This is a genomic window from Streptomyces sp. NPDC028308 (assembly GCF_055565855.1).
In genome coordinates this window covers 368,332-380,837 of the sequence record NZ_JBVHTO010000009.1, presented here as the reverse complement: position 1 = coordinate 380,837, position 12,506 = coordinate 368,332, and the positions used below count along the sequence as shown (strand labels likewise).

The window sequence follows — 12,506 nt, the reverse complement described above, 5'->3', positions numbered from 1 at the left end:
CCATACTCCTGGGCTACTCCGCTCGTAGGGTCGAGGGCATGACGACGAACGACGACAACACGACGACCCCCGAGTACACCCCCGAGGAGGGCCCCCGGCTGGACTGGACGAGGCTCGCGCCCGACGTCTACAAGGCCATGGTCAAGCTGGACGTGGCGGCCCGGCGCGGGCTGGACCCCGTGCTCCTGGAGCTGGTGAAGGTCCGCGCGTCCCAGCTGAACCACTGCGCGTTCTGCCTGGACATGCACTCCAAGGACGCGCTGGCCGCGGGCGAGAGCGTCGAGCGCCTCCTTCAGCTGAGCGCCTGGCAGGAGTCGCGGCACTTCTACACGGAGAAGGAGCTCGCGGCGATCGAGCTGACCGAGGCGGTGACCGTCCTGACGGACGGCTTCGTGCCGGACGAGGTCTACGCGACGGCCGCCAAGCACTTCGAGGAGGCCGAGCTGGCGCAGCTGATCGCCGCGATCACGGTGATCAACGCCTGGAACCGCTTCGGGGTGACCTGCCGGCTCGTGCCCGGCCACTACGAGGCGGGTCAGCACAAGTAACCGGCGGGGCGGCCGGCCGCCGGGTGCCCTCTGCGAGGCGCCCGGCGGCCGGTACCGGAGGTCAGGACGGCATCCACGCCCGCCAGGTCGACTCGTGCGAGCGGACCCACTTCTCGGCCGCCTCCTGGGGCGACAGCTTGTCGTCGGCGATCATCAGGGAGACCTCGTTCTGGTCCTCCGTCGTCCACCGGAAGTTCTTCAGGAACCGCGCCGCCTTGCCGCCCTTCTTCGCGAAGTCCGCGTTGAGGTACTTCTGGAGCGGGGTGTGCGGGTAGGCGCAGGCGACCTTCTCCGGGTCGGCGTCGCAGCCCTCCTTGTACGCGGGCAGCTTCACCTCCGTCATGGGCACCTTCTCGAAGAGCCACTGGGGCGAGTACCAGTAGGTGAGGAAGGGCTTCTTCTCCTTGGCGAACTGCTTGATCTGGGTGATCTGCGCGGCCTCGGACCCGGCGAAGACGACCTGGTAGTCGAGCTTCAGGTTGTCCACCAGCGCCTTGTCGTTGGTGACGTAGGACGGGGAGCCGTCGAGCAGCTGGCCCTTGCCGCCGCTCTCGGCGGTGCGCATCCGGTCCGCGTACTTGTCCAGGTTCTTCCAGTCCTTGACGTCCGGGTGCTGTTCGGCGAAGTACGTGGGGACGTACCAGCCGATGTGCCCGGTGACGCCGAGTTTCCCGCCGCGGGTGATCGTCTTCTTGTCCTCGACGTACCGCTTCTCCTGCTCCGGGTGGCCCCAGTCCTCCAGGATCGCGTCGACGCGGCCCTGGCTGAGCGCGTCCCAGGCGGGCACCTCGTCGACCTGGACGGTGTCGACGCGGTAGCCCAGCTCGTGTTCGAGGAGGTACTGCGCGACGGCCTCGTTCGACTGCGCGCCCACCCACGACTGCACCGACAGGGTCACCGTCTTCGCGCCCCGGGCGTTGGCGAACGGCGAGCCCTGCTTCGTCATGTCGGCGGCGCCGCAGCCGGTGGCCAGCGCCAGCACCGTCAGCGCGGCGGTCATACGTGTCTTCGTCAGCGTGCGGGACATGTCACGCTCCCTTCTCGGTGCGGCGCCGCGTCGGCTGGGTCACCCGGTCGAGCATCAGGCCGAGGCAGACGATCGCCGCGCCGGCGACCAGTCCGGTGGCCAGATCGCCCTGGGCGAGGCCGAACACGACGTCGTAGCCGAGCGCGCCGCCGCCGACCAGGCCGCCGATGATGACGACGGCCAGGACCAGGACGACGCCCTGGTTCACGGCGAGCAGCAGGGCCGGGCGGGCCAGCGGGAGCTGGACCTGGCGCAGCTGCTGTCCGCTGGTGGCACCGAGCGAGCGCGCGGCCTCCAGCGCGGCCGGGTCGACCGAGCGCAGCCCCTGTGTGGTGATCCGGACGACGGCGGGCAGCGCGTAGACGACCGCCGCGGCCACGGCGGGCGCCCGGCCGATGCCGAACAGCGCCACCACCGGGATCAGGTACACGAACTGCGGCATCGTCTGGAAGACGTCGAGGACCGGGCGCAGCACCCGCTCGACACGTTCGCTGCGGGCGGCCGCGACGCCGGTCGCGAAGCCGATGACCAGGGTCACCGCGACGGCCGCGAGGACCTGCGAGAGCGTGTCCAGGGACGGCTTCCAGACGCCGAGGACACCGATCGCGGCCATCGCGAGGACGGCGGTGAGCGCGGTGCGCCAGGTGCCGATCAGCCAGGCGAGGGCGGCGACGAGCAGCAGCACCGCCCACCAGGGCAGCCCTTGCAGGCCGTCGCGGAGCGGGTCGAGGACCCAGGTGGTGAAGTGGCCCGCCCAGTCGGCGGTGCCGCCGACGTAGGGGACGCCCGAGTAGAGGTGGTCGGTCATCCAGTCGACGGCGTGGTTCACCGGCTCGGCGATGTGCACGGTCCAGGCGTCGGGCCAGTCGAGGCGCCCCGCGAGCCGGCCGGCCACCGCCACGGCGACGGCCCCGGCGACCGGGTACGCCCAGTGCGGGCCCTTCGCCTCGGTGTCCGCCCCGAGCCGCTCCCCCGCCGCGGCGGTCACCCGGTCCAGGACGACGGCGAGCAGCACGATCGGGATGCCGGCCGCGAGGGCGGCGCCCACGTCGACGGAGGCGAGGGCCTGGTAGACGCGGTCGCCGAGACCGCCGGCGCCGATCACGGAGGCGATGACCGCCATGGACAGCGCCATCATGATCGTCTGGTTGAGGCCGAGGAGGAGTTCCTTGCGGGCCAGCGGCAGGCGGGCGGTGAGCAGCCGCTGGCGGGCCGTGGCGCCGAGCGAGGCGACGGCCTCCATGACGCCGGTGTCCGCGTCGCGCAGGCCGAGCGCGGTGAGCCGGGCCATGGGCGGGGCGGCGTACACGACCGTGGCGAGGACGGCCGCGGGGACGCCGATCCCGAAGACCAGCACGACGGGCAGCAGGTAGGCGAAGGCGGGCAGCACCTGCATGGTGTCGAGGACCGGGCGCAGCGCCCGGAAGGTGCGGTCGGACAGGCCCGCCGCGAGGCCGAGCAGCAGACCGAGCACGACGGAGACGACGACGGCGACCACCATGAGCGCCAGGGTCTGCATGGTCGGCACCCACATGCCGAGCAGCCCGCAGGCGAGGAACGCGGCGGCCGTGCCGAGCGCGAGCCGCACCCCGGCGACCCGCCAGGCGACGGCGGCCGCGACGGCGGTCACGCCGGCCCAGCCCGCCGCGAGCAGCACCAGGTAGACGGCGCGCACGGAGAGCACGACGGCGTTGCTGACGTGGCCGAAGAAGTACAGGAACAGCGGGTGGCTGTCGCGGTTGTCGACGATCCAGTCGCTGGTCGTGCCGAGCGGTCCGGTGAGGTCGACGGTCAGCGCGTGCGGCCAGGAGCCGCTCGACCAGCGGGCGTCGAGCAGCGGGACGGCTACGGCGGCGATCACGGCGAGCAGCAGGAGCTTGCCGGCGGCCCGGTGGCGCAGGAGGTTCCTGGCCCGGTCCGCCGGGCCCGTATGGCCGACGGGCGCGGTGGCGGTGGCCATCAGAGGGCCCCCTCGCCGTCGCCGGACCGGTCCGTGCCGGCCACCACTCCGAGCAGCGCCTCCGAGTCGACGACCCCGACGCACCGGCCGTCGTCCACCACGCGCGCCGGGCAGCCGGAGCGGGCGACGGCCTCGATGGCCTCCGAGACCGTCGCCCCGGGGGCGACGGCCGGGCCGCGCCCCGCCTCGGCGGCGGACGCGGCGCGCATCGCCGACCGTACGGTCATGACCTGCTCGCGCGGCACGTCGCGGACGAACTCGCGGACGTAGTCGTCGGCGGGCGAGCCCACGATCTCCTCGGGGGTGCCGAGCTGGACGATCCGCCCGTCGCGCATCAGGGCGATGCGGTCGCCGAGACGCAGCGCCTCGTTCAGGTCGTGGGTGATGAAGACCATCGTGCGGCCCTCCTCGCGGTGCAGGCGGATGACCTCCTCCTGCATGTCGCGCCGGATCAGCGGGTCGAGCGCGCTGAACGGCTCGTCGAACAGCAGGACTTCGGGGTCGACGGCGAGCGCCCGGGCGAGTCCGACGCGCTGCTGCTGGCCGCCGGAGAGCTGTCCGGGCCTGCGCTGCTCCATGCCTTCGAGGCCGACCTTGGCGACGACCTCGGCGGCTCGTTCGCGGCGCTCCGCGCGGCCGACGCCCTGGATCTCCAGGCCGTAGGCGACGTTGTCGAGGACGGAGCGGTGCGGCAGCAGGCCGAAGTGCTGGAAGACCATCGCGGCCCGGCGGCGGCGCAGTTCGCGCAGCCGCCCGCGGTCCATGGCGAGCACGTCCTCGCCGTCGATGGCCAGTTCGCCGGAGGTCGGCTCGATGAGCCGGGTCAGGCAGCGCACCAGCGTGGACTTGCCGGAGCCGGACAGGCCCATGACGACGAAGACCTCGCCCCTGTGCACGTCGAAGCCGACGTCGCGGACGGCGGCGGTGCAGCCGGTGCGGGCGCGCAGGTCGGCGGGCGACAGCGCGGCCAGCTCGGGATCGGCGGGCACGCGCTCGGCCTTGGGGCCGAAGACCTTCCACAGGTTGCGCACGGAGAACACGGGGGACGCGTCCGCCGGCGTCCCGGGGGTCTGCGGGGTTTCCAGGATCGCGGTCATCGGGCCTCGCCTCCGAGCAGATCGGCACATTTCTCGCCGACCATGAGGACCCCGACCATGGGGTTCACGGCGGGCATGGTCGGGAAGACGGACGCGTCGGCGATCCGGATGCCGTCGAGTCCGCGGATACGCAACTGCGGGTCGACCACGGCGAGTTCGTCCTCCGGGTCGCCCATCCGGCAGGTGCCCGCCGGGTGGTACACGGTGTGCGCGACCTGCCGCGCGTATTCGCCGAGCTCCTCGTCGCCGGTGACGTCGGGCCCGGGGCACACCTCGCGCTTGAGCCAGCCGGCCAGCGGCTCGGTCTTCGCGATCTCCCGCGCGATCCTGATGCCGTCGACGAGCGTGCGGCCGTCGTAGTCGTCCTCGTCGGTGAAGTAGCGGAAGTCCAGGGCGGGCTTCTCGGCCGGGTCGGCGCTGGTCAGGTAGAGCCGTCCGCGGCTGTGCGGCTTGGGGATGTTCGGGGTCATCGAGACGCCGTGCTCGGGGCGTTCGTAGCCGAGGCGCTCCGGGTTGTCCGTGAACGGGATCTGGTAGAAGTGGAACATCAGGTCGGGGCCCGGCTGCCGGGGGTCCCGGCGCACGAACAGGCCCGCGTCGGAGTCCATCGCGGAGTTCTCGGGGATGGGTCCGTCGGTCTCCCAGACGATCACCGACTCGGGGTGGTCGAGCAGGTTCTCGCCGACCCCGGGCAGGTCGTGCGCGACGGGTATGCCGAGCCGCTCCAGGTCCTGCCGGGGACCGATGCCGGAGTGCAGCAGCAGCCGCGGCGAGTCCACGGCGCCCGCGCACAGCAGCACCTCGTTCCTGGCCCGTACGAGGGTCTCGGTGCCGTCCTTGCCGCGGACGTGCACCCCCGTGGCGCGGGTGCCCTCCAGCTCCAGCCGGTACGCCCAGGTCTCCAGCAGGATCGTCAGGTTGGGCCGCTCGTCCATGACGGGGTGCAGATACGCCACGGACGCGCTGGAGCGCTTGTTGGTCTCCGGATGGTAGGCCAGGTCGAAGAAGCCGACGCCCTCGGTGAACGGCTTCTTGTTGAAGCCCTCCACGCGCGGCACGCCGAGCGCGGTCTGCGCGGCGTCGACGAAGTCGCGGGCGATGGCGTTCCGGTCCTTCTCGTCCACCGCCACGATGTTGTTCAGGAGCCGCTCGTAGTACGGCTCCATCGGGGCGGCGCCCCAGCCCTGCGCGCCCGCCGTCTCCCACTCGTCCCAGTCGGACGGCAGCGGCTTGAACGCGATGAGCGTGTTGTGGGACGAGCAGCCGCCGAGCACCCGGGCGCGGCTGTGCCGGATGTGCGAGTTGCCGCGCGGCTGCTCGGTGGTCGGGTAGTCGTAGTCCAGCTCCCCGCCGAGCAGGCCCATCCAGCGGCGCAGGGTGAGGACGTCCTCGCGGTCGACGTCGCTGGGGCCGCCCTCGATGACGGCGACGGTGACGTCCGCGTTCTCGGTCAGGCGGGACGCGATGACGGAGCCCGCGGTGCCGCCGCCGATGACGACGTAGTCGTACGTGTTCTCGTGCTCGGACATGAAGAGGTGCTCCTCCGGTCGTACAAGGTGCTGCGCGTAATCGGTCGTGGGTGCGCGGCGGTCGGGGGGACGGTCCGGTCGGCGCGCGCCGGTGTCGGGGGGACGGTCCGGCTGGGGGTGCGTGCGCGCTGTCGGGCGGTCCGGTCGGGTGGTGGTGGCGGGGCCGGTGTCAGCCTGCGAACCAGCGGACGGGCTTCGGCGCGAGGTTCTGGTAGACGTGCTTGGCCTCGCGGTACTCGGCGAGGCCCGCGGGTCCGAGCTCGCGCCCGACGCCGCTCTTGCCGAAGCCGCCCCACTCCGCCTGCGGGAGGTAGGGGTGGAAGTCGTTGATCCAGACGGTGCCGTGCCTGAGGCGTCCGGCGACCCGGCGGGCGCGGCCGGCGTCGGCGGTCCACACGGCGCCGGCCAGCCCGTACTCGGTGTCGTTGGCCAGCGCGACGGCCTCGTCCTCGGTCCGGAAGGTCTCGACGGTCAGGACGGGCCCGAAGACCTCCTCGCGGACCACCCTCATCTCCCGGTGGCAGCCGTCGAGGACCGTCGGCTCGTAGAAGTAGCCGGTGGCCGGCCTGGCCTCGGACGGCTCGGGGCGCTTGCCGCCGCTGCGCAGCACCGCGCCCTCCGCGAGGGCGGACGCGACGTACGCCTCGGTCTTCTCCCGCTGCTGCTCCGAGACGAGGGGGCCGCACTCGACACCGTCCTCGGTGCCGCGTCCCAGCCTGATCCTCCCGGCGCGGGCGGCGAGTTCGGCGACGAAGCGCTCGCGCACGGACTCCTCGACGATGAGGCGGGAGCCCGCCGAGCACACCTGGCCGCTGTGGATGAACGCGGCGTTGAGCGCCTGGTCGACGGCGGTGTCGAAGCCCTCCTCGGTCGCGCAGGCGTCGGCGAAGACGACGTTGGGGTTCTTGCCGCCGAGTTCCAGGGCGACCTTCTTGACGGTGACGGCGGCGGCCTGTGCGACCTTCGTGCCGCTGACCAGGCCGCCGGTGAAGGAGACCAGGTCGACGCCGGGGTGTTCGGCCATCCGCGCGCCGACGGTGTGGCCCGGGCCGGTGACGATGTTGGCGACCCCGGCGGGGAGTCCGGCCTCGACGAGCAGCTCCACGAGGGCGACCGTCGTGAGCGGGGTGATCTCGCTCGGCTTGACCACGAAGGTGTTGCCCGCGGCGAGCGCCGGAGCGATCTTCCAACTGGCCTGGAGCAGCGGGTAGTTCCAGGGGGTGATCAGTGCGCAGACGCCGACCGGCTCGTGCACGACGACGCTGTGGACGTCCGCGGAGCCGGCGTCCACGACGCGCCCGCCGCCCTCCCCGACGACGAGGTCGGCGAAGTACCGGAAGGCGTCGGCGACGCAGTCGATGTCGACGCGCCCCTCCTCGACGGTCTTGCCCGCGTCGCGGCTCTCCAGGAGCCCCAGCTCCTCGCGGTCGCGCACGAGGAGGTCGGCGACGCGGCGCAGCAGGGCCGCGCGCTCGGCGACGGGGGTGCGGGGCCAGGGCCCCTCGTCGAAGGCGTGCCGGGCGGCCTCGACCGCCAGGTCCACGTCCTTCTCGTCACCCTCCGCGACCAAGGCGAACGGCTCGGCATCCGCGGGATCGAGGATCTCGCGCGTGGCACCGGAAGCGGCGTCGCGCCACTGCCCGCCCGCGTGGATGGTCTGCTGTGCCTGTCGTTCGGTCTGTCGCGCCATGAGCGGCATCGCCTTCCGTTCCTGTTTCCTGCCCCTGCGTCACGCTCGGTCACCCTTGGGGGCCGTGAGCACCTGCCCATCGGCCCCTCATGCATGCGAACCCCTGGCCGAAAGTGCGCGGGGTCACTGAATAACCACGGGAAATGGGGTCACCGCCCGGCGAAACGGGGCATACCGTGCCACTCAGGGGCCCTTTCGCGGCCCTGCGCCCCCGCGCAGCCATGGACACACGGCCTTTTCTTTGACTAAGGTCAAAGAAATATGGAGCCAGTCTCAGTGGACGACGTACGGACGCTTCGCCGCTTCAACCGGTACTTCACCCGGCGGGTCGGAGCGCTCGACGAGCACTACCTCGGCCGGGAGCGTCCGCTCGGCGAGGCGCGCCTGCTCTTCGAGGTGGGCGAGGGCACCTCGCTGCGGGAACTGCGGTGCAGGCTGGGGCTCGACGCCGGGTACCTGAGCCGGATGACCAAGACCCTGCAGGCCCAGGGACTGATCCGGGTGACCGTGCACCCCGACGACAGCCGGCTGCGCGTGGCGGAGCTGACGGCCGCCGGGCGCGCGGAGGTGACGGAGCAGAACCGGCGGGCCGACGGGCTCGCCGCCGGGCTGCTGCGGGGGCTCAGCGAGAAGCAGCGCGGCGAGCTGACCGCCGCCGTCGCCGTCACCGAGCGACTGCTGCGGCTCGCCGCCATCGCCGTCGAGGTCGTCGACGGCGCCTCCCGCGACGCGCGGACGTGCCTCGCGGCGTACGCGGCCGACCTCGACGCGCGCTTCCCGGAGGGCTTCGACGCCTCGGCGCTGGTCCGGCCGACCGAGGTCTCGGGCCGGGCGGGCGCCTTCGTCGTGGCGTACGAGGAGGGGCGGCCCGTGGGGTGCGGGGCGCTGCGCCGGCTCGGACGAGGCGTGGGCGAGATCCGGCACGTGTGGGTCACCCCGGACGCGCGGCGGCTCGGACTGGCCCGGCGCATCCTGCGGGAGCTGGAGCGCCAGGCCCTGGAACGCGGCCTCGGCACCGTGCGGCTCGACACGCACGCCGTCCTCACCGAGGCCCAGGCCATGTACCGGGCCTGCGGGTACACGGAGATCCCGCGCTACGACGACAACGTCTACGCCGCCCACTGGTTCGAGAAGCGCCTCGGCCGCACGCCGGGCCGGCCGGGTTCGCGTATCCCGGGCTGACGGGTCGCGCGGCCGGCCGGTCAGGCGCTCGGGCAGCTCGCGCCCGTCGGGCAGAACGAACTGAGCGCCGCCCGCAGCGGACTCAGCACGTCCGTCCCCTCGGCGCCGACGGAGCGGATCGCGTACGCCGTGCCGTCCGCCGCCTGGAAGCGGTGGTCGACGACCTGGAGGGCGCCGTCCTGCACGTCGTCGTAGCGGTAGCCGATCTCGGCCCAGTCGTCACCGGACTGCCGGTCCAGGACGCGGTAGCCGGCCAGCTTGGTGACGAACCCGAACGAGGGGTCGTTCTCGGCCTGGTACAGCGAGTCGGCCGGGCTGCTCTCGATGACCTCGAACAGTTCCAGCTCGGCGCCGCCGCCGGGGGCTGTGTAGTGGACGACGGACGGCTTCCCCGCGCGCCGGTCCACCGAGCGGACCCAGCCCTCCGGCACGTCGACCGTGTAGCCGACGGCGTCCACCGACCGGCTGTAGCCGGGGGACGGTGACGCGGAAGGGCTCGCCGTGGGCGACCCGCCCTCCGCGAGGGTGCCCCCGCCCTCCTCGCTCCCCGATCCCTGGGCCGAGGGGACCCCCTGCGTGGCGGTCACCGTCACCGACGACCGCGCCCCGCCAGCCCGGTCGGTGGAGTCGTCGCGGTTCAGCGCCCACACCCCGCCGCCGACGCCCCCGGCGAGCAGCGCCACGGCGACGATGACGAGGAGCAGCCTGCGTGGGCTGCCCGGCCCGGGCGGTGGCGGACCGGTGCCGGGCACGGGTGCACCCCACGACTGCGGCCCCGCGTAAGGGGGTTGGGGCTGCGGCGGGGCCTGCGGCTGCCCCTGCGGAGGAGGGGGCGGCGGGGGCTGCGGGAACACGGCCGACTGCGTCTGCGCCGACGCCCACCACTGCTGCTGCGGATCCCGCGCCGCCCCGCCCGGGCCCGCGCCGTCCGGCCCGCCGCCCTCCCGCTCCGGGTCCCGCGCCGGCCCGGCACCGCCCGGCCGTCCGGCCGACCCGCCCGCTCCGTCGTCGTCCACCCACCGCTGGCCGTCGGCGTCCCACCGCTGTCGCATGTCGTTCCCCATTCCTCACCCCCCGCGATCGCACGCGACCCGGGCCTGACCGGCGGGGTGCCCCTCGGATCACCCCGGGTGCCGCAGCGGCAGCCGTTCCCAGCGGCACCACGGCCACCGGACGCCCGCCCGCCACGGACCCCCTTGGCCCGAACAGCTGGTCCTAGCGCGCGAGTTGCGCGATCGCCTGCACCACGGCCGCCGTCGACGCCAGCCCGGCCACCGCGGCTGCGGCGGTCTCCAGCCGCAGCCGCAGCCGTCCGAGCCGCTGCGGATCGACCTCTCCGGTCCGCTCGATCTCCCCCTGTACGACGGCGAGTTCACCGTCCAGTACGGCCGTCCCCTCGGTCCGCGTGAGCAGCGGCAGATGCTCCCGCAGGGTGCGGACGGCCTCCAGCAGCGCCTCGGTCGCCTCGTCGGCCGCCGTCCGCGGTGCCTCGCGGTACTCGGCCCTGCCGTGGTCGCCGAAGCTCACCGCGCTGCGGTCGATCCGGCCGACCCGCCCTCCCGTGCCGTCGCTCATCCCGTGTCCCCTTCCCCGTAGACCGCGCCCCCGCCGCCTGTCGTGACGGCGCTCCTGCTGATCCGGCCCACCGCGGTCCCGCCGCTCATCTGCCCGATGAACTGGCCGCCCGCGGCGACGTTGACGATGTTCTGCTCGAAACTGCCCGTCTCGCAGCCGCTGCGCCGCAGCGCCTCGCGCACCCCGCTCGCGATGCGGTCCTCGACCGTCTTGACGTACCGGCTGACGTCCATCTCCTGGAACAGTGACAGCCGGTCCGTGCTGCCCAGCTCCCGCACGGAGAGCAACGGCGCGTCGGGCGGCGCCTGTTCGGGGTGGGCCAGCCAGGTCCGCAGGCACTGGGCGAGGGTGCGGACGGCGGAGATCCCGGCCACGACGTTCGTCGCGGGTCCGGACAGCAGCGTCCGTACGCCCTCGCGCAGCGCCTCGTCCTCGCGGCGGGCCGCGATGAGGTCCACGTGCCGGTACTCCTCCGCGATCGGGCCCAGGACGTGCGGCACGACCTCCAGGACCAGCATCCGGCCCTGGGTGTGGACGCGGACCAGCACCGAGACCACCACCTGCTCGTGCCAGGCGCCGACCCGGACCCGGAGGAAGTGCCGGCGCGCCTCGCCGCCCTCGTCGACCGCCCCCTCGACGTGCGTCCGGACCGAGGCGGCGTCGTACACCCCCTCGCCGCGGCCGACCCCGGAGGGCAGGTAGACGAACTCCTCGATCTCCAGGTCCTTGAGCCGGTCTCGGCTGGTCAGCGCCGCCGACTCGCGCAGCGCCTCCAGCTTCGGGCGGACCAGGTCGATGATCTGGCGGTTCGTGAGCCGCACCCGGGCCGGGCCGCCGGCCTCGTCGTCATCGGCCTCGTGATCGTCCGGCAGACCGCCGCCGTACCCGTCGGGCAGGCCCCCGTTCAGGCGCCCGAGCCGCCTGGCCGGGGTGATCTCCATGGCGAACGACCAGGGCTCGTGCGGTTTCCCGGCGCCCACGAACGGCCGGTGGGCGTCGTAGAGCGCGACGCCCGCGTGCTGCTCCCACGTGATGGCGCGGGCGACCCGCACCTGGCGCTCGCTCCCGGCGGGCGTCGCGGGCGCCGTACCGGGGAAGGCGTCCCGGCCCAATTCCGTGCGCATCACCTCGGCCACGCGGGAGCGGTGCACCCAGGTGGCGAAGGTGATCGCGAGCGGGAAGAGCAGCGGGAACGGATCGTCCGGGAGCCGGTGGAGCGCGTACCCCCAGTAGACGAGTTCCAGGCCGCGGGCCAGCAGCGTGAGCCCCCAGGCGGTCGCCCGCCGGGGCAGCCGGAGCCGCCTGGACTCCGCACGGCTCACCGCGTACATGGTCGTGCCCTCGCCCGAGGCCGCCCCTGCCGCCCAGAGCAGCCCGCACACGCCCGCGTAGAAGAAGACGGTGGAGGCGCTGAGCAGCGCGTCGAGTTCCGCGAGGCCGGGGACCGGCTCTCCGGCGGACTCCATGGCGTGCCCCGCCATCGCCGCCTCCGCCGCGAGGAAGACGACCCAGACCGCGCACAGGAACAGCGCGGTGGACACCTCCTGCTGCCGTGCCCGCACGGCGTGCGCGAGCACCGAGACGACGTCGACGCCCAGCGACGGAGCGGCCGGCCGCTCCTCGTGTCCGATGAGTTCGTCGATGACGCGCGCCCTGAACCGCGTGTCCAGATGTACCCCGGCGCACAGCAGCCGCGTGGACTCGCTGTGCGCGTACCGCCGATCCGATCCCGTCAACGGGACCACCCCCGCCATGTCTCCCCCGGCCCCGCCGGTGAACCCCCGGCGGACCGTCCGTCACGACGATAGCGAGGGTTACTCCCGTTCCAGTGCCCATATGCCGACAAAGCACATACGTTCGATACGTACTTTCCGTACGCATGCGTCAGCCCCCACCGG

10 protein-coding genes are annotated in these 12,506 nt (G+C 73.3%); 2 read left to right on the top strand and 8 right to left on the bottom strand.

Going from position 1 to position 12,506, the window contains the following annotated elements:
- The first annotated feature begins 38 nt into the window (after nt 1-38).
- Nucleotides 39-548 carry a carboxymuconolactone decarboxylase family protein gene (locus tag ACZ4VA_RS22735; protein ID WP_355792371.1) on the top strand — a complete coding sequence of 170 codons (510 nt, stop codon included), beginning with the start codon at nt 39-41 and terminating at the stop codon, nt 546-548.
- A 61-nt stretch (nt 549-609) separates the two neighbouring features.
- Here the strand turns inward: ACZ4VA_RS22735 and ACZ4VA_RS22730 are convergent, their stop codons facing one another.
- The 5 genes from ACZ4VA_RS22730 to ACZ4VA_RS22710 form a co-directional block, all read right to left on the bottom strand.
- Nucleotides 610-1,575 (bottom strand): ABC transporter substrate-binding protein, encoded by a 966-nt coding sequence (locus ACZ4VA_RS22730; RefSeq protein ID WP_356170127.1) that lies wholly within the window; start codon nt 1,573-1,575, stop codon nt 610-612.
- 1 nt (nt 1,576) lies between these two features.
- A complete protein-coding gene (locus ACZ4VA_RS22725; RefSeq protein WP_356170124.1) occupies nt 1,577-3,535 on the bottom strand; it encodes an ABC transporter permease in 1,959 nt (652 codons plus the stop codon).
- A complete protein-coding gene (locus tag ACZ4VA_RS22720; protein WP_356170121.1) occupies nt 3,535-4,632 on the bottom strand; it encodes a quaternary amine ABC transporter ATP-binding protein in 1,098 nt (365 codons plus the stop codon). The genes ACZ4VA_RS22725 and ACZ4VA_RS22720 overlap by 1 nt, the downstream gene beginning before the upstream one ends.
- Nucleotides 4,629-6,161, bottom strand: coding sequence for a GMC family oxidoreductase (locus ACZ4VA_RS22715; protein ID WP_468082431.1), 1,533 nt, complete (start codon nt 6,159-6,161; stop codon nt 4,629-4,631). The genes ACZ4VA_RS22720 and ACZ4VA_RS22715 overlap by 4 nt, the downstream gene beginning before the upstream one ends.
- 169 nt (nt 6,162-6,330) lie before the next feature.
- Nucleotides 6,331-7,851: an aldehyde dehydrogenase family protein gene (locus tag ACZ4VA_RS22710; protein WP_389391206.1), complete on the bottom strand. Its 1,521-nt coding sequence runs from the start codon at nt 7,849-7,851 to the stop codon at nt 6,331-6,333.
- Between the two features lie 261 nt (nt 7,852-8,112).
- Between ACZ4VA_RS22710 and ACZ4VA_RS22705 the strand changes: the two genes are divergently transcribed.
- Nucleotides 8,113-9,033 carry a helix-turn-helix domain-containing GNAT family N-acetyltransferase gene (locus ACZ4VA_RS22705; RefSeq protein ID WP_355794380.1) on the top strand — a complete coding sequence of 307 codons (921 nt, stop codon included), beginning with the start codon at nt 8,113-8,115 and terminating at the stop codon, nt 9,031-9,033.
- Nucleotides 9,034-9,053: 20 nt separating this feature from the next.
- On the opposite strand, the gene ACZ4VA_RS22700 is transcribed toward ACZ4VA_RS22705, so the two are convergent.
- The 3 genes from ACZ4VA_RS22700 to ACZ4VA_RS22690 all read right to left on the bottom strand — a co-directional run bounded on the left by ACZ4VA_RS22700 (nt 9,054) and on the right by ACZ4VA_RS22690 (nt 12,344).
- Nucleotides 9,054-10,085: a hypothetical protein gene (locus ACZ4VA_RS22700; protein WP_356170113.1), complete on the bottom strand. Its 1,032-nt coding sequence runs from the start codon at nt 10,083-10,085 to the stop codon at nt 9,054-9,056.
- A 163-nt stretch (nt 10,086-10,248) separates the two neighbouring features.
- Nucleotides 10,249-10,608 (bottom strand): hypothetical protein, encoded by a 360-nt coding sequence (locus ACZ4VA_RS22695; RefSeq protein ID WP_452921657.1) that lies wholly within the window; start codon nt 10,606-10,608, stop codon nt 10,249-10,251.
- Nucleotides 10,605-12,344 (bottom strand): hypothetical protein, encoded by a 1,740-nt coding sequence (locus tag ACZ4VA_RS22690; RefSeq protein ID WP_468082430.1) that lies wholly within the window; start codon nt 12,342-12,344, stop codon nt 10,605-10,607. Before ACZ4VA_RS22690 ends, ACZ4VA_RS22695 begins: the two co-directional genes overlap by 4 nt.
- Nucleotides 12,345-12,506: the final 162 nt, after the last annotated feature.

Excerpts from the sequence above, each read along its gene's own strand:
- ACZ4VA_RS22735 (WP_355792371.1), top strand. The coding sequence starts at position 39 with ATGACGACGAACGACGACAACACGACGACCCCCGAGTACACCCCCGAG.
- ACZ4VA_RS22730 (WP_356170127.1), bottom strand. The coding sequence starts at position 1,575 with ATGTCCCGCACGCTGACGAAGACACGTATGACCGCCGCGCTGACGGTG.
- ACZ4VA_RS22725 (WP_356170124.1), bottom strand. The coding sequence starts at position 3,535 with ATGGCCACCGCCACCGCGCCCGTCGGCCATACGGGCCCGGCGGACCGG.
- ACZ4VA_RS22720 (WP_356170121.1), bottom strand. The coding sequence starts at position 4,632 with ATGACCGCGATCCTGGAAACCCCGCAGACCCCCGGGACGCCGGCGGAC.
- ACZ4VA_RS22715 (WP_468082431.1), bottom strand. The coding sequence starts at position 6,161 with ATGTCCGAGCACGAGAACACGTACGACTACGTCGTCATCGGCGGCGGC.
- ACZ4VA_RS22710 (WP_389391206.1), bottom strand. The coding sequence starts at position 7,851 with ATGGCGCGACAGACCGAACGACAGGCACAGCAGACCATCCACGCGGGC.
- ACZ4VA_RS22705 (WP_355794380.1), top strand. The coding sequence starts at position 8,113 with ATGGAGCCAGTCTCAGTGGACGACGTACGGACGCTTCGCCGCTTCAAC.
- ACZ4VA_RS22700 (WP_356170113.1), bottom strand. The coding sequence starts at position 10,085 with ATGCGACAGCGGTGGGACGCCGACGGCCAGCGGTGGGTGGACGACGAC.
- ACZ4VA_RS22695 (WP_452921657.1), bottom strand. The coding sequence starts at position 10,608 with ATGAGCGACGGCACGGGAGGGCGGGTCGGCCGGATCGACCGCAGCGCG.